This window comes from Reinekea sp. G2M2-21, from assembly GCF_015687175.1.
Classification (GTDB): domain Bacteria; phylum Pseudomonadota; class Gammaproteobacteria; order Pseudomonadales; family Natronospirillaceae; genus Reinekea.
Genome location: NZ_JADPQG010000001.1, coordinates 283,023 through 304,016, shown reverse-complemented (window position 1 = coordinate 304,016; position 20,994 = coordinate 283,023). Strand labels below are relative to the sequence as shown.

At 48.3% G+C, this 20,994-nt stretch carries 18 protein-coding genes and 1 other RNA gene; 1 reads left to right on the top strand and 18 read right to left on the bottom strand.

Annotation, left to right across the window (positions count from 1 at the left end; all coding sequences use genetic code 11):
- Positions 1-30: 30 nt before the first annotated feature.
- The 18 genes from IYN85_RS01315 to rsmI all read right to left on the bottom strand — a co-directional run bounded on the left by IYN85_RS01315 (position 31) and on the right by rsmI (position 19,071).
- A complete protein-coding gene (locus tag IYN85_RS01315) occupies positions 31-957 on the bottom strand; it encodes a M23 family metallopeptidase (RefSeq protein ID WP_196157053.1) in 927 nt (308 codons plus the stop codon).
- Positions 958-961: 4 nt separating this feature from the next.
- Positions 962-1,882, bottom strand: coding sequence for a UDP-3-O-acyl-N-acetylglucosamine deacetylase (lpxC, locus tag IYN85_RS01310; protein ID WP_196157052.1), 921 nt, complete (start codon positions 1,880-1,882; stop codon positions 962-964).
- Positions 1,883-1,971: 89 nt separating this feature from the next.
- Positions 1,972-3,144: a cell division protein FtsZ gene (gene ftsZ, locus IYN85_RS01305; protein ID WP_196158448.1), complete on the bottom strand. Its 1,173-nt coding sequence runs from the start codon at positions 3,142-3,144 to the stop codon at positions 1,972-1,974.
- 91 nt (positions 3,145-3,235) lie between these two features.
- A complete protein-coding gene (gene ftsA, locus IYN85_RS01300) occupies positions 3,236-4,465 on the bottom strand; it encodes a cell division protein FtsA (RefSeq protein WP_196157051.1) in 1,230 nt (409 codons plus the stop codon).
- A complete protein-coding gene (locus tag IYN85_RS01295) occupies positions 4,449-5,231 on the bottom strand; it encodes a cell division protein FtsQ/DivIB (RefSeq protein WP_196157050.1) in 783 nt (260 codons plus the stop codon). The genes ftsA and IYN85_RS01295 overlap by 17 nt, the downstream gene beginning before the upstream one ends.
- Before the next feature lie 11 nt (positions 5,232-5,242).
- Positions 5,243-6,685 carry a UDP-N-acetylmuramate--L-alanine ligase gene (gene murC, locus IYN85_RS01290; protein ID WP_196157049.1) on the bottom strand — a complete coding sequence of 481 codons (1,443 nt, stop codon included), beginning with the start codon at positions 6,683-6,685 and terminating at the stop codon, positions 5,243-5,245.
- On the bottom strand, positions 6,682-7,755 hold the full coding sequence (gene murG, locus IYN85_RS01285; protein ID WP_196157048.1) for an undecaprenyldiphospho-muramoylpentapeptide beta-N-acetylglucosaminyltransferase: 1,074 nt from the start codon (positions 7,753-7,755) through the stop codon (positions 6,682-6,684). The genes murC and murG overlap by 4 nt, the downstream gene beginning before the upstream one ends.
- Positions 7,752-8,933, bottom strand: a complete 1,182-nt coding sequence (ftsW, locus tag IYN85_RS01280) for a putative lipid II flippase FtsW (RefSeq protein WP_196157047.1) — start codon at positions 8,931-8,933, stop codon at positions 7,752-7,754. The genes murG and ftsW overlap by 4 nt, the downstream gene beginning before the upstream one ends.
- Positions 8,930-10,267, bottom strand: a complete 1,338-nt coding sequence (gene murD, locus IYN85_RS01275; protein WP_196157046.1) for a UDP-N-acetylmuramoyl-L-alanine--D-glutamate ligase — start codon at positions 10,265-10,267, stop codon at positions 8,930-8,932. The genes ftsW and murD overlap by 4 nt, the downstream gene beginning before the upstream one ends.
- Positions 10,267-11,349 carry a phospho-N-acetylmuramoyl-pentapeptide-transferase gene (mraY, locus tag IYN85_RS01270; RefSeq protein WP_196157045.1) on the bottom strand — a complete coding sequence of 361 codons (1,083 nt, stop codon included), beginning with the start codon at positions 11,347-11,349 and terminating at the stop codon, positions 10,267-10,269. The genes murD and mraY overlap by 1 nt, the downstream gene beginning before the upstream one ends.
- Positions 11,349-12,692 (bottom strand): UDP-N-acetylmuramoyl-tripeptide--D-alanyl-D-alanine ligase, encoded by a 1,344-nt coding sequence (gene murF / locus IYN85_RS01265; protein ID WP_196157044.1) that lies wholly within the window; start codon positions 12,690-12,692, stop codon positions 11,349-11,351. Before murF ends, mraY begins: the two co-directional genes overlap by 1 nt.
- A complete protein-coding gene (locus IYN85_RS01260; protein WP_230390416.1) occupies positions 12,682-14,133 on the bottom strand; it encodes a UDP-N-acetylmuramoyl-L-alanyl-D-glutamate--2,6-diaminopimelate ligase in 1,452 nt (483 codons plus the stop codon). Before IYN85_RS01260 ends, murF begins: the two co-directional genes overlap by 11 nt.
- Complete coding sequence (locus IYN85_RS01255) at positions 14,130-15,770, bottom strand: peptidoglycan D,D-transpeptidase FtsI family protein (protein WP_370592134.1); 1,641 nt, start codon at positions 15,768-15,770, stop codon at positions 14,130-14,132. The genes IYN85_RS01260 and IYN85_RS01255 overlap by 4 nt, the downstream gene beginning before the upstream one ends.
- A 34-nt stretch (positions 15,771-15,804) precedes the next feature.
- Positions 15,805-16,101, bottom strand: a complete 297-nt coding sequence (gene ftsL, locus IYN85_RS01250; RefSeq protein ID WP_196157042.1) for a cell division protein FtsL — start codon at positions 16,099-16,101, stop codon at positions 15,805-15,807.
- Complete coding sequence (gene rsmH / locus IYN85_RS01245; RefSeq protein WP_196157041.1) at positions 16,101-17,042, bottom strand: 16S rRNA (cytosine(1402)-N(4))-methyltransferase RsmH; 942 nt, start codon at positions 17,040-17,042, stop codon at positions 16,101-16,103. The genes ftsL and rsmH overlap by 1 nt, the downstream gene beginning before the upstream one ends.
- Positions 17,039-17,515 (bottom strand): division/cell wall cluster transcriptional repressor MraZ, encoded by a 477-nt coding sequence (gene mraZ / locus IYN85_RS01240; RefSeq protein ID WP_230390414.1) that lies wholly within the window; start codon positions 17,513-17,515, stop codon positions 17,039-17,041. Before mraZ ends, rsmH begins: the two co-directional genes overlap by 4 nt.
- A gap of 314 nt (positions 17,516-17,829) precedes the next feature.
- Positions 17,830-18,174: RNase P RNA component class A (gene rnpB, locus IYN85_RS01235), an RNA gene on the bottom strand.
- Between the two features lie 45 nt (positions 18,175-18,219).
- A complete protein-coding gene (gene rsmI, locus IYN85_RS01230; protein WP_230390413.1) occupies positions 18,220-19,071 on the bottom strand; it encodes a 16S rRNA (cytidine(1402)-2'-O)-methyltransferase in 852 nt (283 codons plus the stop codon).
- A gap of 98 nt (positions 19,072-19,169) precedes the next feature.
- Between rsmI and IYN85_RS01225 the strand changes: the two genes are divergently transcribed.
- On the top strand, positions 19,170-20,987 hold the full coding sequence (locus IYN85_RS01225; RefSeq protein ID WP_196157040.1) for a penicillin-binding protein activator: 1,818 nt from the start codon (positions 19,170-19,172) through the stop codon (positions 20,985-20,987).
- The last annotated feature ends 7 nt before the right edge of the window (positions 20,988-20,994 follow it).

The following is a 20,994-nucleotide window of genomic DNA, read 5'->3' as shown; positions in this document are numbered from 1 at the left end:
AAAGCGCTAATTTGATATGTATACAAAGAATTAGTTAAATCGGGCTGTTCTATCAATGTACTTAGCTGGGTCTACAGACTTGCCGTTCAATAGGACCTCAAAATGCACGTGCGGCCCAGTTGAACGGCCCGTACTACCCATCAAAGCAATAATGTCGGATTTTTTAACCACGTCTCCGACTTCAACAAGAATTTCCTTACAATGTCCATATCGGGTTACGTAGCCATTACCATGATTAATTTCAACTAATTCGCCATATCCATATCGCGGTCCAGCCCAGGTTACGACGCCAGAGGCAACAGAGACTATGCTGGAGCCGTCTTTTGCGGCAAAATCGACACCATCATGCCATGCAAGCTTACCGGTAAACGGGTCATTTCGGTAACCATAGCGTGAACTCATCCAACCGCCCTTTATAATAGGGCGACCGGCTACGAAAGTTTCCGACTGAATTTTTCGATCACCAAGCAGCGAGTTCAACACTTTCAGCTGCTGTTCGCGATTGTCAATTTGCGCAGCGAGCTCATCCAGAACGTAAATGAAATCTGGCGGAGTGTACTCAAGAGTATCGGATTCTGGACCACCAACAGCAGGAGGTAGTGAAAAATCAAACTCACCTTCGTCAAGATTGGCGACATCTACAAGCCGCTCACCCAAGGCATCTAAACGTGTTAAACGCCCCTGCAGCTCCGCCAGTCTTATTCGTAAGGCATTAATTTGCTCTTCAGTGTATACGCGAGCTTTAGCTACTTCTTCGGACTGACTTTCTACCCGATGGATCCACTCATTGGTGGCCTGTTCATTTATCACCACCAGCTCTTGTGGCGTTAGAAATTGATAACCGAAATACCCGATTCCGGTCAAAATCGCCAAAAGAAACACAAACAACGGCGCAAGCATCCACGAGGATACCATCCGAGATCGACCGTGTTTTCGACTGACGATAATGATATTCATGCCACTATTGACCCACTGCGATTACCGGAGAATAAGCGATTGGTACGCTTTCCACCTCACTCTCTTCAAAAGTAGCATATTCCCAGGCATCTGGGTGTTTAAGAAGTTCTCGCAACAACATGTTGTTCAGCCCATGCCCCGACTTGTACCCTATAAAGCGGCCAATCAGGCTGTGACCCAACAAATACAGGTCGCCAACAGCATCAAGTACCTTATGTTTGACAAACTCATCTTCATATCGAAGGCCGTCTTCATTTAAGACCCGATAGTCATCAACGGCAATTGCATTATTCACGCTGGCACCGAGAGCCAGATTATTCGCTCGCAGATACTCGAAATCACGCATAAACCCAAACGTTCTAGCTCTGGAAACCTCCTTGACAAAACCCGAAGTGGAAAACTCAAATTCGGTTTGCTGGCTTTTACTGCGAAAAACCGGGTGGTCAAAATCGATCGTAAACTTGATATTAAAGCCGTCGTACGGCTCAAATCGGGCTTCTTTATCACCATCTCTCACGGAAATGGGCTTTAGAATTCGAATAAATTTCTTGGCTTTTTCCTGCTCTACAATCCCTGCCGACTGTAACAAGAAAACAAAAGGACCAGCGCTACCGTCCATAATCGGGACTTCCGCAGCACTGACCTCAATAAACGCATTATCGATACCTAGTCCAGCGCAAGCTGATAGCAAGTGCTCCACGGTATCGATGCTGACATCTCCGTTAACCAGAGTCGTAGACAAGGTAGTATCACCCACGTTCAGGGCATGGGCTTTTATGGCGACATCGTCCGGTAAATCCGTTCGATAGAAGACAATACCCGTGTCTACAGGAGCAGGTTTTAATGTTAAATATACCTTTTGGCCCGAGTGTAGACCTACACCCGTAGCTTTTATGGCATTTTTCAGGGTTCTCTGATTAACCATTCAGTGACTCATTACCACTATTAAGACTCACAAGTTCCCTATTCTAGCAGAACAGTTCGTCTGAACAAAAGATGCCAGCCTGATCCAGATCAGTCGGCTTGTCGTCTCAAGAAGGCCGGAATATCAAGATAATCCAAGTCCTTAGCGGATTTCACGGCCTTTGGAGGCTGTTCATCTGCTGCTTGAGTTGTTTCAACCTTCATCCGATTAACGGCAGGTCGCTCCAATTTCTTGTAGTCTACAGTACCATCGGCCCGACGTGTGTTATCTACCGCAACTTTTGGTTTATTTACCGTTTGCTTAGCAACTTCACCTATACCCGTTGCTACAACGGTCACACGAATTTCATCTTCCAACTCCGGATCAATAACAGTGCCTACAACGACCGTGGCATCCTCAGAAGCAAACTCTTCAATGGTATTACCCACTTCGGTGAATTCATCCAATCCCAGATCGACTCCCGCTGACACATTGACCAAAATACCCCGGGCACCATGCAGGTCAACATCTTCAAGCAGAGGACTCCGGATAGCCATCTCAGCGGCTCGTTGAGCTCGATTCTCACCAGAAGCACGACCGCTACCCATCATCGCCATACCCATTTCGGACATAACAGTTCGCACGTCTGCGAAGTCAAGGTTAATAGTACCGGGCCGTACAATCAAATCCGCAACGCCCTGTACCGCATTCAGCAGGACGTTATTCGCTTCGGCAAATGCTTCAATCAGCGTTACATTCTTACCGAGTACGCTTAATAGCTTTTCATTCGGTATTGTGATCAGCGAGTCAACATGCTGACGCAGCTCTTCCATACCATCGACTGCGACCTTCATGCGACGTCGACCTTCGAACGGGAACGGTTTGGTGACTACAGCAACGGTCAGAATTCCGAGCTCCTTGGCGATTTCCGCAACAACAGGCGCCGCTCCCGTTCCGGTGCCACCACCCATACCTGCAGTGATGAACACCATGTCGGAGCCTTTTAGAATTTCGGCGATCTGCTCACGATCTTCCAATGCAGATTGACGACCGATTTCCGGGTTGGCCCCGGCACCCAAACCACGGGTTATACCATTACCCAATTGCAGTGCGGTCGTTGCATTAATGCTTCTTAATGCCTGAGCATCTGTGTTTGCACAGATAAACTCGACGCCCTCTACCCGACTATCCAGCATGTGCTTAACAGCATTACCGCCACCACCGCCACAACCGAATACTTTTATAACCGCATTTTGCGGCTGCTCGTCAACTAGTGTAAACATATCGCCCCCGCCAGTTTCAGTTTCATAAATAGACATAGTCCCACTCCTTCCTATTGTTTTTCGTACCGCCTGACCGGTACACCCTGAAATCTTAAAAATTCTCAGTAATCCACTTTTTAAACGACTGCCATCCCGATTGTTTGGAACGCGTCTTTGATTTTTTGCCATTCTTTAATTGCTTTAATCCGTACTGCAGCAGTCCAACCCCTGTGGCATGTATGGGGTTATTCACCACGTCGGCCAAACCAGATATGCCGATCGGCGACGCCAAACGAACCGGTACATGGAAAACCTCTTCAGCCAGCTCAACAGCTCCTTCCATCTTGGCTGTCCCTCCGGTCAATACGACTCCGGCCGGTATCATGTCTTCAAACCCACTACGACGTAGCTCAGCCTTAATCAAAGAGAACAACTCTTCATATCGTGGCTCGACAACTTCTGCCAGCGCCTGCCTTGTTAGTTCGCGCGCAGACCGATCGCCGACGCTGGGCACTTTAATAGTTTCATGCTCACCTGCCAGTTGAGACAGCGCGCAGGCATATTTGATTTTAATCTCTTCCGCGTGAGCGGTCGGTGTAGCAAAAGCCATCGCAATGTCGTTTGTCACCTGATCACCGGCGATAGGAATAACCGCCGTATGACGGATAGCCCCTTCAGTAAATATCGCCATATCTGTGGTGCCACCACCAATATCAACCAGGCAAACGCCTAACTCTTTTTCATCATCCGTCAGCACAGATTGCGCGGACGCAAGTTGTTCTAAAATAATCTGATCGACTTCCAAACCACAACGGCGTACACATTTATCAATGTTTTGAACCGCATTCTGAGCACCAGCAACAATGTGAACCTTTGCTTCTAGTCGAACACCACACATACCCAGTGGCTCTTTGATACCTTCCTGGCTGTCGATGATGTACTCTTGCGGTAGTACATGAAGAATGGCCTGATCCGCGGGAATTGCGACAGCTTTAGCGGCATCGATCACACGTTCCAAGTCTGCTTCGACCACCTCCTTTTCTTTGATCGCCACAATTCCGTTACTGTTTAGACTGCTGATATGACTGCCCGCAATTCCGACATACACAGAATGAATATCGCAGCCAGACATCAATTCAGCCTCTTCAATGGCCCGCTGGATACTCTGTATTGTGGATTCAATATTGACTACTACGCCTTTTTTCAATCCACGAGAAGGGTGGGACCCCAGACCGACAATCTCAAGACCGCCTTCTGCCGTCACCGTACCCACGATTGCCACCACTTTCGAAGTGCCTATATCCAGACCAACGAGCATTTGTCCTTTATGCGGCGATGTCATTTTTCACCTCTAATGAGTTTTCATCTTGCAATTTCACGGCGACACCATTTGGGTATCTCGCGTCGATGTACTTAATATTATCCAAACCAAATACATTACTGTTCATAAACTTCACAACGCGTCGACTGCGTTCTAAAACTTCTTTTTCACCTAAAAATATCTCAATACCTGACCGTAAGGTAATGGACCAGGATCCTCGTGAACGCATGGCCACCTTCTCGACTATGACATTCTGTTCACGAAATATTTTCGCGAACTGGAGATAGTTTTCCATTACGTAGGCCGACTGATTTTCAGGCCCCTGCAAACTCGCTAATTTCAGCTCCGCCATGGGTCTGGACAAAGGTATACCTTCACTATTCAAAACATCCTCTCCATTCCAGAATGCGACGGGTTCATGCTCTGTAAGAGTCACAGTCAACTTTCCTGGCCAGGTTTTTAACACACTGCTTTGCCGAACCCAGGGTAACGCCTCTAAACGGGCATTCAATTCAAGCAAATCCAAAAAAAACAAGCTTTTCCCCATATAGCCTTGCAACACGTCATCTAACTGAGTTTCTTCCTGATAGACCAGCGGTGATGTTAGGGCGTATTGCGTAACCGCTAGTGGTCGCCACTGCACATCACTTATTAAGACAGTTACGACCCACAACGCCATAATCCCTGCCGCAACACCAACAAATTTAACGAAGTAACCAGCCCATTTGCGAACAGGTAGCGGCTGTCTTCTTTTCGTGGCGCCCTTACTGCGTTTGGTCGCGGTCATCAGTTAAATTCTCACGATTCCAAAAAGCCAAGCTTTCTTTGCGCTATCAGCGTGGACAACGCACCGACATCACCCGCGCCTTGCGTTAGCAGTAAATCACCGTCCTGTAGAATATCCGGAAGCACATCAAAAATTGTGTCCTTATCTTCAATAAAGATCGGGTCGACCCGCCCTCTTTGCCTGATGCTACGGCACAAACTGCGTCCATCTGCACCATTGATTGTCTCTTCGCCTGCGGGGTAAACATCCAACAATAGCAATACATCAACCTTAGACAGTACCTCAACAAAATCTTCATACAGATCACGCGTTCGGCTGTAACGATGCGGCTGAAACAACGCGACCAAACGACGCTCAGGCCAACCGGTGCGAATAGCCTCAAAAGTCACTTCAAGCTCGCGGGGGTGATGACCATAGTCATCCACTAACATAACCTCGCCCTTGGGTGTTTTGAATTCGCCGTTCACCTGAAAGCGCCTTCCCACACCATCGAATTGCGCCAACCCTTCCGCAACCTCAATATCGGGAACCCCTTCATCTGTCGCCACAGCGATGACGGCCAAAGCGTTCAACACATTGTGGTCACCCGGCATCTGCAGCGTCACGTCCAACTCAGGATAACCTTTACGTAGCACTGTAAATTTGGTCTCCAAACCTTGCTTGCGAATATCAACGGCTCGGACATCGGCTGTTTCACTGAAACCGTAGGTCATCATCTGGCGGTTAACAGAAGGCATAATGGATCGGATATTTTCGTCATCTACACACAACACCACGAGCCCATAAAATGGCACATTATGAAGGAAATCCACGTACGCTTTTTTAAGCTTCTCGAAGTCGCCATCATAAGTGCTCATATGATCAGCATCGATGTTTGTCACGATGGCGGTCATTGGTTGCAAGTGTAAAAACGAAGCATCACTCTCATCCGCTTCAGCAACGAGATACCGACTAGTTCCTAATTTTGCGTTGCTTCCTGCGCTATTCAGCTTCCCGCCAATGATAAACGTAGGGTCTAATTCACCACGAGACATAACGGCGGTCATCAATGACGTTGTTGTCGTCTTGCCATGGGTTCCTGCAATCGCGATGCCGTGACGATAACGCATCAGTTCAGCCAACATTTCAGCGCGGCGTACGACCGGTACGCGAGATGCTAATGCCCAGCGTATTTCTTCGTTAGAGGAATCTACAGCACTACTTACAACAACAACATCTGAACCAACCACATTACTTTCACGATGTCCGATGAAGACATCAACGCCAATACTTTGCAACCGCTCTACTGTGGCTGAGTTTTTCAGATCGGAACCGCTGATCTGATACCCTTGATTCAACAGAACTTCCGCAATACCGCACATACCGACACCACCAATGCCGATGAAGTGAATTCGCTTGATTCTTCTCATTTCCGGAATCGGAAAACCGGTCTTTTGATTCTGCTCTTTGCTCATGCGACATCACTCTTAACTAATTCGTTTACTACGTTCACTATTCGCTTTGCTGAGTCTCTTACACCCAACTGCCAAGCGCATTCTGCTTTCTGGCGCAAATCATTTCTTTGATTGCTCAGTTCTTGCAGTCGCTTAGCCAATCGCTGCGCTGATAACTCCGATTGGTCAAACCATTCAGCAGCGCCAGCATCCGCTAACCATTGAGCATTTTTGTACTGTTGTTTATCTTCATGCCATGGGTATGGAATAAGTAGCGAATACAAACCAACGGCGGCCAACTCTGAAACCGTAGAAGCACCACTGCGAGCGATAACCAGGTCAGCCCACTGATAAGCAGCACGCATATCATCAATAAACTCAACGACCGTCGCTTCAACCCCCTTATCCAGGTACTGCTGTGCACAACGTTCACTTTTCCCACGACCTGTCTGATGCCAGATTTCAAATCTTTTAGCCATCCCCGGCTCCACCAGAGCCTTAGGCATCAATTCATTAATAGCCTCCGCACCTTGTGAACCACCTAGCACCAAAACTCTAAGTGAGTTGTGTTGACCCAAGGCACGCTGACCGGGACGTTCGATCTCACAGAGCTGCGGACGAACCGGATTTCCAACTACTTCATGCGCCGCCGCAAAGGTACCGGGAAATGCCTGTAAAACCCTCTGTGCGCGCTTTTCCAAACGTCTATTGGTCAGGCCCGGCACACCATTTTGCTCATGCAAAATCAAAGGGGTCTTCAAAATAAGCGCGGCGACCCCGCCAGGTGCTGAAGCATACCCCCCAAAACCGATAACAGCGTCTGGTTTTTCCTGTCGCAAATACCAAATACTTGCCCACAACGCTCTAGCCAAATTTAAAGGTGCTAATATCTTTCGTAACCGCCCACCGTGCCAAGCTGTCACCGGCAACGCATGGAATTCAAATCCCATTTTGGGAACCAATGTACTCTCCATGCCGCGCCGAGAACCCAACCAACGAACTTGCCAACCACGCTGCTCACATTCCTGAGCCACAGCCATTGCCGGAAAAATGTGCCCGCCGGTTCCGCCAGCCATTATTAACACTTTCATTCCGTTTCACCGTTCTTCTGCAAGGTTTCACCGTATATTCGGTTTACCATCGCAATTAAACAGATGCTGACGATTAAGCTAGTGCCACCTGCGCTTATAAAAGGTAACGTCAACCCTTTCGTGGGTAGCAACCCCGTGTTGACTCCTATATTGATAAAGGCTTGCATCGAAAACAAAATCCCAACACCGTAGGCACAGAAAGCCCCGAACAAGTTATTCTTCAACTCAGCAAGACGGCCAATCTTAAATATGCGGGCGATCATCAAGCTGTAAATAGCAATCAAGGTCATGACGCCTACCAGACCAAGCTCTTCCGCTATGATAGCCACGATGAAGTCGTTATGGGCCTCTGGCAAATAGAACAGTTTCTGCATCGAATTGCCTAGACCAACTCCGAACCATTCACCTCGTCCAAACGCAATCAAGGATTGCGTCAACTGATATCCACTGCCATACACGTTTTCTTCAGACCAAGGATTGCGAAAAGCTAACAGTCGCTGCACGCGATAGGATTCTGACAATGCCATCACTACAACCGAGCCAACAGCGGCAAACATAGCCAGGAAAAACTGACCTGGTTTAACACCACCTAAAAACAACATTCCCAAAACGGTTCCAAGGATAACAACCACTGAACCGAAATCCGGTTCCAACAATAACAGCACAACAACCAATGCAAGAATGAACACCGGTTTCAGGAAACCAGACCAGCTACTGATCACTTCGTCGCGACGACGAACCAGATATGCAGCGACGTAAAGAATCAATCCAACTTTTGCAATCTCTGATGGTTGAAAGCCGAAAGGTCCTAAGTTAATCCAACGACGAGACCCCTTAATCTCCTGACCGATCCCCGGAAACAAAACAAGAACCAACAACAAAAATGCAGCCAACAGCAGCAACGCGCTATTTGCTCGCCAAACACTCATCGGTACCACGGAAATCAGGGCGGCACCGACCATCCCTAATGCCATGTAAAGTGCATGGCGAATCACAAAATGATAGGGCACGCCGAATAGCTGCTCGCTGACATCAATGCCAGCCGAGGCGATCATGACTAATCCAAATAAAAGCAACGACAGGCAGCTGCCAAGCAACACCAAGTCAGGCTGCCAGAGTGGCTGATAGTGATCCGACATTCGATCAGTCATCACAGGAATGGCTTTATGTACAGTCATTTCAGCACTCCCACCAACTCGTTGAATACCTGACCTCTATGCTCAAAGTTTTTAAACTGATCGAAACTCGCGCAGGCAGGTGACAACAAAACGACATCGCCCGCTCTCGCCAATCCCACTGCTTTTGTCATAGCATCAGCCATGTTTTCGACAATCTCTGCAGTTACAACTGCACGCTTCAACAGCGCGGCATCCTCACCAAAAGCGAATACATGACGACAGGTCTTCTCGGTAACGCTCGCCAAAGGGGAGAGATCCTGACCTTTCGACTGGCCACCGAGCAGCAAAATAATGTTTTTGTCTTCCCGATCCGCCAATCCTTTCAACGCTGCAATTGTTGATCCGACGTTGGTCGCTTTAGAGTCATTAAAAAAGCGAACATCATGCACAGATGCAACAAACTGACAGCGATAGGGCAAACCACCGAACGACGTCAATGCAGACAAGGTCGCGGCCCGGTCATTGCCAAAAGCATCAGCCATTGCCAGTACCGCCAGTGCGTTTGATGCGTTATGCAATCCGGCTAATGACAACTCGCTTATCGGAATGATTTTTTCAAAACCTTTTGCCAACCAGACCAAGCCATCGTAATCTCGCAAACCGTACTGCTGCAAATCTGGCGTATCCAACCCAAAACTAATCTTGGTCGTTGTTGTCGGCACCAAGGGTTGAGTCAATGCATCCTCGCGGTTATAAACCGATGCTTGGCAGCCAAAATAAATCCTGTGTTTGGCCTGCTGATAATGGGCCATGGAATCGTAGCGATCCATGTGGTCTTCAGACACATTTAACACCGTTGCTATATCAGCGCTCAGTTTCTGTATAAGCTCAAGTTGAAAACTGGACAATTCCAACACGGCGACATCGTAGTGTTCAGATAAAGTATCCAAAACCGGCAAGCCGATATTTCCAGCGACCAATGTTTTATGCCCACCTAGGCGCAAAGCTTCGCCTAACCAAGCGGTCACGGTGGACTTGGCATTGGAACCAGTGATCGCGATGATACGACCATCAAATTCTGCCAGGAATAGTTCAATATCACTGGTGACACGAACACCAGCTGCAATCGCTTTTTGAATTTCTGGAGTATTTAATGCCACTCCAGGACTCATCACCAGAACATCGGCCGAGCTCAAAACAGCCGGACTAAAATCGCCGCAATGAACGTCAATTGTTGGGAACTCAGTCTTGAATGCATCAAGCCCATGAGGCTTCTCGCGAGAGTCAATTACTGACACGTGCTTGCCACGCGACACCAAATAGCGCACGCAGGAAACCCCAGTCAAACCGAGGCCTACGACGACATATTTTGTATCTGCAGCGATTAAAGTCATTAGCGAATCTTCAACGTAGACAAACCAATAAGAACCAGAATTACGGTAATAATCCAGAATCGAACAATAACCCGCGGCTCCGGCCAACCTTTCAACTCATAGTGGTGATGCAAAGGCGCCATTCGGAAAATTCGGCGCCCAGTTAATTTGTATGATGCGACTTGCAAAATGACGGACACGGTTTCCGCCACGAACACACCACCCATAATAAATAGCACCAACTCTTGACGAACAATAACGGCCATTACACCGAGCGCTGCACCCAACGCCAAAGAACCAACATCGCCCATGAAAACCTGGGCCGGATATGTGTTAAACCATAAAAACCCTAAACCAGCCCCCACCAACGCTGCACAAAAGACAATCAACTCGCCTGCGCCTGCAACATAAGGAATTTGCAGGTAATCTGAATAAACAGAGTTCCCGGTGACATAAGCAAAAACGCCCAGTGCTCCACCTACCAATACTGTTGGCAAAATGGCGAGCCCGTCCAATCCATCCGTCAGATTGACGGCGTTAGAGGTACCAACAATCACAAAATAGGTCAGTGCAATAAAAGCTAAGCCTAAGGGCAACGCGACATCCTTGAAGAAAGGAATAAACAAAGTTGTTTCCGTGCCTGTCACTGCCGAACTGTACAATGCAACGGCAGCTGCCATTCCGATCAGGGATTGCCAAAAATATTTGGACTTAGCAGAGAGACCTTTACTATTTTTCTGTACAACTTTGCGATAGTCATCTACCCATCCAATACCGCCAAAACCAGCAGTGACTAACAATGTTATCCAAACATAACGATTGTTAAGGTCTGACCAAAGCAACGCTGACGAAATGACGGAAATTAAAATCAACGCACCACCCATGGTTGGTGTGCCAGCTTTCGTCAAATGACTTTGAGGACCGTCATGTCGAATCGATTGTCCAATCTGATGTCGCTTTAACATGCGAATCAGTTTTGGTCCGAATAACAGCGAAACACCCAACGCAGTCAGAACACCAAAAATAGCGCGCAGTGTTAAGTATTGCAGCACACTAAAGCCTGCATCGTACTGTTCTAGAAATGGCGTTAACCAGACAAACATCAGTCTTTCCTTCTCAGCGCTTCAATAACGCGCTCCATGCCAGAACTTCGAGATCCTTTTACCAGTACGGCAGTTTCTGTTTCTAATTTTGCTGGCAACAACGACAGCAAATCTCCAATAGTTTGAAAATGATGACCACCAAAGGCTTCGGCTATTTGTTCCGAACGCTCACCGACAGTCCAAACATTTTTAATCTTTCCTCGGGCGTACAACCCCACATCACGATGCATTTGTTCGGATTCATCACCCAGTTCGGCCATATCCCCAGCAATGAGTAGAGTGTCACCACCGATATCGGCCAACACATCAATTGCGGCACGAAACGACTCCGGATTTGCGTTATAGGCGTCGTGTATTAGAGCACCGCCAAAATTGGATTCCACAGGCTCCATTCGGCCAGGCTCCGGACTCATCTCGCTTAGGCCTTGTGCGATATCCAGCCCGGAAACCCCAGCGAGCCACGCAGTCGCAGCAGCGGCAGCGGCATTAAGCGCCATGTGTTTGCCCAACATGGACCAGGAGACAGAAATATCGCCATCAGGCAGACTTAAGGTAAACTCACTTCCAGATGCACTGTTTTTAAACGATAACAAACAAACATCCGCATCCGTATGCTTACCAAAACTGATAACTTTGCGATCACCTGCACGTTTCAACCAGCTGTTAAACGCCGGATCATCTTGATTAAGAACAACGCCGCCTTCGGATTCAGTCGTATCAATAATTTCGCCTTTACCGAGCCGCACTCCTTCAACACCGCCGAAGCCTTGTACATGAGCGGAACCGGCATTCAATAGCAAGCTGATATGGGGTTTAGAGATCGACCCCAACCATTCGATTTCACCTTGGGCATTGGCACCAAATTCCAGTAGCACACGCTGGTGCTTTTCGGATAAGCGGAACCAAGTTTTAGGCACACCAATGTCATTATTAAAATTACCATCAGTTGCCAGCAGCCCCGGTTGCAATGCAAATATGTGTTGTAACATTGCACGGGTCGACGTTTTGCCCGCCGAACCTGTTAACGCAACCACCTGCCCCTGAAAACGGTCGCGCAGCAACAAGGCCAGATAACCCAGGGCTTTTTTGGTATCCGCGACAACCAGTTGCGGTAGCGAACAATTCTCTTGCTCATGCTCAACGATCAGTACACTGGCGCCTTTGTTGATAGCCGTATTGACGTAATGATGACCATCGAAAAACTCACCAACTAACGCAACATAAGCATCACCTTCCGCCAACGTGCGCGTGTCTGTTGAGATATTAGTAATTTCAATATCACCACCAACAACGACACCCTGACATTTTGCTGACCACTCACTCAATAAAGGGCTAGTCCACATCTTGAGCCTCCTGCCAATTCAGTACCGTATCCTGATCGGAAAATGGGTGACGAACACCTTTAATTTCCTGATAGCTTTCGTGGCCTTTTCCAGCGATCAACACCACATCCGCGGGAGAGTTTTGGCTAAGGGTATGCACAATGGCCTGATGCCTATCATTAATAACGGTGTAGTTAGAACATGCAGAGAAGCCTTTGCAAATATCATCAATAATTTTTTCAGACGACTCCGTACGCGGGTTGTCATCCGTCACAACGACAAAATCAGCAAACTCTTCTGCAATCGCAGCCATTTCAGGTCGCTTACCACCGTCCCGATCACCACCACAACCAAATACGACACCCAGGCGTCCACTGACATGCTCACGACACGCCAATAACGCTTTTTTAAGGGCATCCGGCGTATGGGCATAGTCAATCACGACCGTCGGTGAATATTTGGAGCGCAATGTCTCCATACGGCCTTTGACCGGACTGCAATTGGAAATGATTCGGGCGGCGGTATTTAAAGGAATACCTTCGGCGAGCAATACCGAAAATGCGGCTAAAGCATTGCTTAAATTGAATCGCCCCAGTAAACGCAAGTTCATTTCAATGTCACCTTGAAACGTTTTCACTGTCGCATCTATCCCTGCTTGATGACAACGAATGTTTGTTGCCATCACATCGGCACTTTTTTCGACGCTATAAGTAATGGTGCGTTCGGCCACAATCGAGTCCAAGTGCTGAACAACCCATTCATCATCGACATTCACAATGGCGTTACGCAACTCAGGCCAGCGCATCAGCTTCCACTTTGCTGCCCCATAAGCTTCCATAGTTGCATGATAATCAAGATGATCACGCGACAGATTAGTGAACACAGCACTGGAAAATCGAATACCATCCACTCGGCCTTGATCGAGACCATGCGAGGAAACTTCCATCGCGCAATATTCAGCACCCTGTAATTTTTGTCTGGCCAACTCAGAATGCAATCGAATCACGTCTGGTGTAGTGTTCAATGTTTCGGTCAGTTGACCCCACAACCCTTGCCCATTCGTGCCAATAATGCCGCAACGTTTACCGAGAAAGTCCAGGGACTGCGCGATATACTGACAGGTAGACGTCTTACCGTTGGTTCCGGTGATACCAATGACTTTCAGTTGCTGAGATACAGCACCATAAAAGCGGTGTGCCAACCCACCCAATGCCTCTTTTAAATTTTCAATAACGCAGATCGGTACAACAGTGTTGGCAACGTTCACTGGACGCTCACACAGAACAGCAACAGCGCCGTTTGCTAACGCAGATTCAATAAAATCATGACCGTCGACCGAATAGCCTTTCAAGGCTATGAAGATAGAGCCCCGAGTCACTTCACGACTATCTAAAGTAATGTCAATGGCTTTTATGCCAGCCAACTCAGGATGAGTCGGCAGCCAATCCATCAGTGAAATCATGATGCCCCTCCCTGTGCTATCAAGGGCGACAAATCCGGTTGAATGTCCAGTAAAGGCAATGCTTGCTGCATAATCCCCTTAAACACGGTCGCGGGCACCTCACCTCCAAAATACGCATCTTCAGGTGGCTCATTAATGACAACTACCGTGACGATTTCAGGGTTGTTGGCAGGTGTAATTCCAACAAATGACGCGTTGTATTTTGCGTCTTCATAACCTGCTGCACCAACTTTGTGGCTGGTTCCAGTCTTACCTGCGACGCTGTACCAGTCGAGTTTCGCACGACTCGCGGTTCCACCAGGTTCAACGACCGTTTGCATCATTTTAACGACAGCCCTTGCAGAACTTGCAGATACAACCTGTTGACCAGACGCCGCAGAGGACACCCCCTGGATAAGTCGCGCATTGACCCGCTTGCCGTCATTCGCCAACGTCGCAAAGGCCTGTGCTAAATGCAAAGGCGTTACCGCCAATCCGTAGCCATACGCCAAAGCGCCTTGTGTAACTTGATCCCAACGCATAGGGTTTGGCAGCGAACCACTTGCTTCTCCGGGATAACCAAGACTGGTTGTTTCGCCAAGCCCAAAACCGTATAGGTGTTCCCAAAAAAAGTTTTTGTCTATGTCTTGAGATACTTTCACGATCCCAACATTGCTCGACTTCTGAATTATCTGTGTTGCTGTCAACACACCGTAGTCTTTGAAATCCCGAATTGAGAATTTCCCTAAGCGGGTGTAGCCCGGGCTGGTATTTATTTGGCTGTTGACAGAAACAACACCGGCGTCGAGCGCGATAGCCATCGTAATTGGTTTCATGACAGAACCTGGCTCAATTAAATCGGTAATTGCGCGATTCCTCAGGGCTTTCGGTTTCAATGTTGACCGATCATTTGGGTTGTAGCCTGGCTGATTAACCATCGCAAGAACATCACCTGATCTCACATCCATAATGACCACAGAGCCAGATTTTGCCCCAGTGGATACAATCGCCTGTTTCAATTCTCGGTAGGCCAGATACTGCAAACGCAAATCGAGTGTTAACTGTAAATCATCGCCAGGGTGCGCAGCCAACAATTCACCGACGTCGCGTACAGAACGGCCGAGCAAATCGCGGATCACTTCTTTTTTACCGGATTCAGACGACAACAAACTTTCAAAAGCCAATTCCAAACCTTCCTGACCTCGGTCATCGACGTCGGTAAATCCAACCACATGAGAAGCAACCTCACCGGCGGGGTAATACCGCTTGTATTCACGCTGTGCATAGACACCTGGAAAATTCATATCCAGAATCACTTGAGCCTGATCAGGAGTCATATGGCGTCGAACATACATAAACGCCCGATGCTGCTGTGCTCGTGCATGCAAAGTCTTAGCATTCACGCCTGCCGCAACAGCCAGCTGAGCAATATCATCGCCCTTAATTTCACGAGGGTCTGCCCATATTGAAACGACAGGCGTACTGACGGCCATTGGCTCACCGTATCGATCCTTCAACATTCCTCGCGGAGCATTAACGACTTCAATCCGCTGCCAGCGTGACGTTCCTTCACTGATCAAAAAGTCTTTCTGCATTACCTGCAAGAACACAACGCGCCACACAGTCACTGACAATAGAATCAGCAAACCGATTTGCACTGTTATGAATCTCCAACGCGAATGCACCATGTATTTATTTACTCTTTGTTCCTGATTCCAATGTTTTCATATCAACAGATTCCGGCAACACCATACCTAACTGTTCACGAGCAACCCGCTCCACTCGGGAAGGCGATGAAAAGGCACTTTCTTCTAACAGCAACCGCCCCCACTCTTCCTGCAAGGCCTGCTGCTCTCGTCTCAAATTCTCCAGTAAGGCAAATTGCAACCTCGACTGATAGGTCACAGACACAATCCCAAAGGTTGTTCCCAATACAACCACAACCTCAAAACCCAACAACAGCCATGCAGCCGGAGAAATTTTCCGCATTACAACTTTTCTGCCACTCTCAACACAGCAGATCGGGAGCGAACATTAACGTCAATCTCAGCCTTACTTGCTTTTATGGCTTTACCTACCGGCTTCATGTTTTTCTGTATATCAGCGTCCTGAATCGGCAGTCCAGGTGGCAATTCCGGGCCGGATGACTGCAACTTAATAAATTGTTTCACCGCGCGATCCTCCAAACTGTGAAACGAGATCACAGCAATACGACCGCCCGTTCTCAGCACTGGCAACGAAGCAGCGAGTACCTTGTCCAGCTCATCCAGCTCCCCGTTTATAAAAATTCGAATTGCCTGAAATGACTTTGTCGCCGGATGCTTTTTATGATCCCATTTCGGATGCGCCTTTTTGATAATGGCGGCCAACTGCAACGTGCTTTCAATCGGCGCTTCCTGTCGAGCGATAACAATGGCTCGCGCAATACGGCGACTAAAATGCTCGTCACCGTAACGAAAAAGCACATCCGCCAAATCAGCCTCCCGGACGCTTGCTATCCACTGTGCAGCACTGACCCCAGCATCCGGATTCATACGCATGTCCAGAGGTCCATCCGCCTGAAAACTAAAGCCGCGACGAGCGTCATCCAGCTGAGGAGAGGACACACCTAAATCCAGCATCACCCCCGCAACCCGACCAAGCATTTGTCGCTCTGCAATTATATTTTCAAGATCGGCGAAGCCTGATTGCACCACAATCACTCTGGAATCCTGCTCTGCCAGCGCTTTCGCGGTCGCGATGGCAAGAGGGTCTTTATCGATCACCAACAGACGTGAATCCGAACCCAGCTTTGACAGCAATAACTTACTGTGCCCACCACGCCCAAAGGTACCATCAACATAGATACCTTCACCGCAAAACACGCCATCAACTGTTTCATGCAGCAACACAGTCTCATGCGAAAACAAGGAGCTCTCCGGATGCGTCATAACGATATCTGCTCCAGCTCTTCGGTCATGGATTCGTCTGAGCCAGCAGCCGCGATATACTCATCTCGGGCCTGTTCCCACAACGTTTCCGACCATAATTCAAATTTATTACCCTGCCCTAACAGAACAACCTTTTTGTCCAACTCAGCGTATTCACGCAGTGGACCTGAGATAAGCAACCGACCCGAGGCATCAATCTCAACATCGGTCGCATAACCGATCAAAAGACGCTGTATGCGTCGGGCCGCCTTATTAAAACTGGACAGTGCAGATATTTTTTCCTGAATCACTTCCCACTCGGGAAGCGGGTAAATCAAAAGACACTTAGATTCTGTATCAATCGTGACCACCAACTGATTCGCAGCAGCAGCCTCCAGAGTTGCTCGATAACGGCTGGGCACAGCAACTCGCCCTTTAGCATCTAACGCTAAAGAGTGAACACCGCGCAGCATGATGTTATCGCTCAAAGACATTCCCAACCCCAGAATCAAAATTTCAGTTAGCAATCACTAACATCGCAAGGAAAACCACTCTCTCCCACTTTTCCCCACAATTCGACACTATAGAGCCACCATACGCCACAAGCAAGTATTCACTAGCGTCGAGGCAATTAAAAAAACCTTAAAAAACAGCGAGTTACGAAGTGGGTCACATTTTGATTTGCAAAGTTAGCAAGCACTAACTTCGCAAAACAAACCTAAAATGCGAAGTTAGGACAGACACTTAAAGTAAAACATTAAGTATTAGAATATTTTGGAATTACACAGATGAAATCGATAAGAAAAAGGATGGGAGTCAGCCGATAAGCCGGGTTCTGTCGTAGACAGTCATTCATCTAGCCGTGCAATCACTCACACAGTCAAGCGACCTACCCGGTTCCAGCGCGGGTCACGCCTATACGGAACCCTATTTGGTCTTGCTTCAGGTGGGGTTTACCTTGCCAACGCTGTTACCAACGTTGCGGTGCGCTCTTACCGCACCCTTTCACCCTTACCAGGTCGAAACCTGGCGGTCTCCTCTCTGTTGCACTTGCCGTCGGCTCACACCGCCCAGACGTTATCTGGCACCTTACCCTATGAAGCCCGGACTTTCCTCCCCCTGCAATGCAGGCGGCGACTGTCTGGCTGACTCCCGTGCGGCAAATTAATGAAAATGAGCGATAACGCAAGCAATTGTTTCATAAAGATAAAATTAATTCGTAATAACTCTTCTTTGCCCCTCCATATACGTTAGCGATGACAGCTGCTGCTTTTTTCGGTGGCAGCAAGGGTTTCAGTTCTTTTGCCAACGCCAGAATATCAGGATTAACCTGCTCTCCACTCGCTTTCTGAGCGCCAGCAACCATCACCACGAATTCACCCTTGCGTTGATTAGAATCTTCTTTTACCAGCAGGACCAGATCTGCCAAGGCACCCCTCAACACCGTTTCAAAGGTTTTGGTCAACTCGCGCGCAACACAAGCTGAACGGTGACCTCCAAATACGCTTACCATATCCTCGAGCGAATCTTCAATGCGGTGACTACTTTCATAAAAGACCAGGGTCTGAGTCATTTCAGCAACCGCCTCCAGGGCTTTGATCCGAGCTCCTTGCTTGTGAGGCAAGAACCCCTCGAACACCCAGCGATCTGTTGGCAACCCACTCACAGACAAGGCCGTAATTACGGCACTGGCACCTGGGACCGGAATAACACGAAGTCCTGCAGCGATAACTTCATTGACTAAAACATAGCCTGGATCAGATATAAGTGGCGTGCCGGCGTCACTCACCAACGCAATGCTTTGACCCGCACGCAATTTCTCGACAATCACCGAAGATCGATCCCGCTCATTGTGCTCATGAAGCGACATTAGTGGCTTTTTACAACCGATATTTTCCAGCAGTCGAGCGCTGTGACGGGTATCCTCGCAGCAAATCAGATCCACCTGGTGCAAGACTTGCACTGCCCTTTCCGTGATATCCCCCAGATTACCAATTGGTGTAGACACAACATATAAGTTGGCCATTTTCATGGATTGTGTCGTTTGCATTTTCCGGACCCTTACAATAACTACGCTGGTGACGATGACTTTTTATCGGATAACTGAGTAAAATGCACAGATATTCAAACAGTTAAGTTTAAGACAACATGCCTTTTATTAAGAACTCTACGCTTCTATCTGTCAGTACATTGTTGAGCGTCATCATTGTTGCAGGTTGTGCGACAACGCAGAATACCACAAACAGCGGCGTCAATGCGCAAGATACAAACATAAGCGTCGAGCAAGAAGACCCTCTGATTAGTCAGCAATTGGCTGCCGTCGAAGCCTTTCTGACCCAGCACCAGGTCGATGAGGCAAACATCATTCTGAACTCATTGAGCGTCCAACAACTCACCACTCAACAGAAAACCCGCTACGTGCTGGCCAAAGCTGAAGCGGCCCTTATCGTGGGCGACGGACAAGAAGCTCTACGTTGGATCAACGGTGAAAACGTTTATTTATTTGACGGGCTGCCGCTTGAGCAACAAATTGATATCGGCCTGAAACGAGCAGAAGCCTATGAATATTCTGGCAACCCGCTTGCCGCTGCCCGTGAAAGAATTTTTATGGCCCCCGTTTTGGATGGCGATCAACAAGCGTTCAATCACGAACAAATTTGGTTTGACCTGCAATTGGTACCGGAAGAACAGTTACGCGCACTAGCGGAACAGGAATCCAGCCCCGATCTCACCGGGTGGATTGAGCTGGCCCTTATCAGCCAATCGCAAAACGATGACTTATATCAGTTACTGACCAGCGTCGAAAGATGGCAAAAACAGCATCGATCGCATCCTGCTTCCGAACAACTGCCTGGTAGTCTTCAGATGCTGCGTCAAATTGCGGCAGCACAACCCACCCACATCGGCGTATTGCTACCACTTTCCGGCACGCTCGCTAACCTTGGCAATGCGATCCGCAACGGCTTGATAACCTCTTGGTATCAGGCTCAGGCAAACAATCAAGAGACACCGAAGTTAAGTTTTTATGACACAGCGGTGACTGAGGACATTCAAAATCTTTATAAGCAGGCCATAACAAACGGCGCCGAAACAATCATTGGACCGTTAGTGAAAACCAAAGTACAAAGACTCGCACAAATTGAATCCCTGCCGGTTCCGGTACTAGCGCTTAACTATGTCGATGCTCAAACCGGCAAGCAAAATAACTTTTATCAGTTTGGCATCGGCCCCGAAGATGAGGCGGTTCAGGTAGCAAACGATATCTGGCAACAGGGTGTACGCTCGGTCATGGTTGTCGCACCCGACAGTGCTTGGGGAATACGAGTTAGCGATGCTTTTATTCGGCACTGGCAGCTCAAGGGTGGCCGCATCGCCAGTAAGGCTTTGTTTTCCCGACCTGATCAGTACCTTGGCACCATAAAAACCGCATTGAATATCAATGACAGTGAACAGCGCCACAACACCTTGCAGCGTTTACTTGACGACAAACTGGAATTCGAATTCAGACGCCGACAGGACATCGACACCGTCTTTATGCTGGCTTTCCCAGCTCAGGCTCGACAGTTAAAACCCATCCTGAACTATCAACGCGCAATTGACCTGCCGGTTGTAGCCACCTCCAGTCTTTATTCGGGTATGTCTGATCCGGATCGAGATAAAGATCTTGAAGGCGTGCGTTTTGTCGAGATGCCTTGGCGTTTATCGCCAAGTGCCTTGCGAAGCCAAGCGACACAGTCCTTTCCTGATAGTATGAATAACTATGCCTCGCTGGTCGCTTTAGGAGTAGATGCTTTTAAAATTTATCCGCGCCTCGCTCAAATGTCGGTGTTCAACGATGTACGTATTCAGGGAGTTACAGGTGCAATGACCATGAATAATCTTGGCCAGATAGAACGTGAACTGGACTGGGCTATTGTCGAAAATGGGCTGGTGCGGCGCAGACCTCTGCAGTCGACCGAATACTGACATCGGC

Bases quoted from the DNA above. Each gene is read 5' to 3' on its own strand.
- IYN85_RS01315 (WP_196157053.1), bottom strand. From the start codon at position 957: ATGAATATCATTATCGTCAGTCGAAAACACGGTCGATCTCGGATGGTA.
- lpxC (WP_196157052.1), bottom strand. From the start codon at position 1,882: ATGGTTAATCAGAGAACCCTGAAAAATGCCATAAAAGCTACGGGTGTA.
- ftsZ (WP_196158448.1), bottom strand. From the start codon at position 3,144: ATGTTTACACTAGTTGACGAGCAGCCGCAAAATGCGGTTATAAAAGTA.
- ftsA (WP_196157051.1), bottom strand. From the start codon at position 4,465: ATGACATCGCCGCATAAAGGACAAATGCTCGTTGGTCTGGATATAGGC.
- IYN85_RS01295 (WP_196157050.1), bottom strand. From the start codon at position 5,231: ATGACCGCGACCAAACGCAGTAAGGGCGCCACGAAAAGAAGACAGCCG.
- murC (WP_196157049.1), bottom strand. From the start codon at position 6,685: ATGAGCAAAGAGCAGAATCAAAAGACCGGTTTTCCGATTCCGGAAATG.
- murG (WP_196157048.1), bottom strand. From the start codon at position 7,755: ATGAAAGTGTTAATAATGGCTGGCGGAACCGGCGGGCACATTTTTCCG.
- ftsW (WP_196157047.1), bottom strand. From the start codon at position 8,933: ATGACTGTACATAAAGCCATTCCTGTGATGACTGATCGAATGTCGGAT.
- murD (WP_196157046.1), bottom strand. From the start codon at position 10,267: ATGACTTTAATCGCTGCAGATACAAAATATGTCGTCGTAGGCCTCGGT.
- mraY (WP_196157045.1), bottom strand. From the start codon at position 11,349: ATGTTTGTCTGGTTAACGCCATTTCTAGAACAGTACGATGCAGGCTTT.
- murF (WP_196157044.1), bottom strand. From the start codon at position 12,692: ATGTGGACTAGCCCTTTATTGAGTGAGTGGTCAGCAAAATGTCAGGGT.
- IYN85_RS01260 (WP_230390416.1), bottom strand. From the start codon at position 14,133: ATGATTTCACTGATGGATTGGCTGCCGACTCATCCTGAGTTGGCTGGC.
- ftsL (WP_196157042.1), bottom strand. From the start codon at position 16,101: ATGCGGAAAATTTCTCCGGCTGCATGGCTGTTGTTGGGTTTTGAGGTT.
- rsmH (WP_196157041.1), bottom strand. From the start codon at position 17,042: ATGACGCATCCGGAGAGCTCCTTGTTTTCGCATGAGACTGTGTTGCTG.
- mraZ (WP_230390414.1), bottom strand. From the start codon at position 17,515: ATGTCTTTGAGCGATAACATCATGCTGCGCGGTGTTCACTCTTTAGCG.
- rsmI (WP_230390413.1), bottom strand. From the start codon at position 19,071: ATGCAAACGACACAATCCATGAAAATGGCCAACTTATATGTTGTGTCT.
- IYN85_RS01225 (WP_196157040.1), top strand. From the start codon at position 19,170: ATGCCTTTTATTAAGAACTCTACGCTTCTATCTGTCAGTACATTGTTG.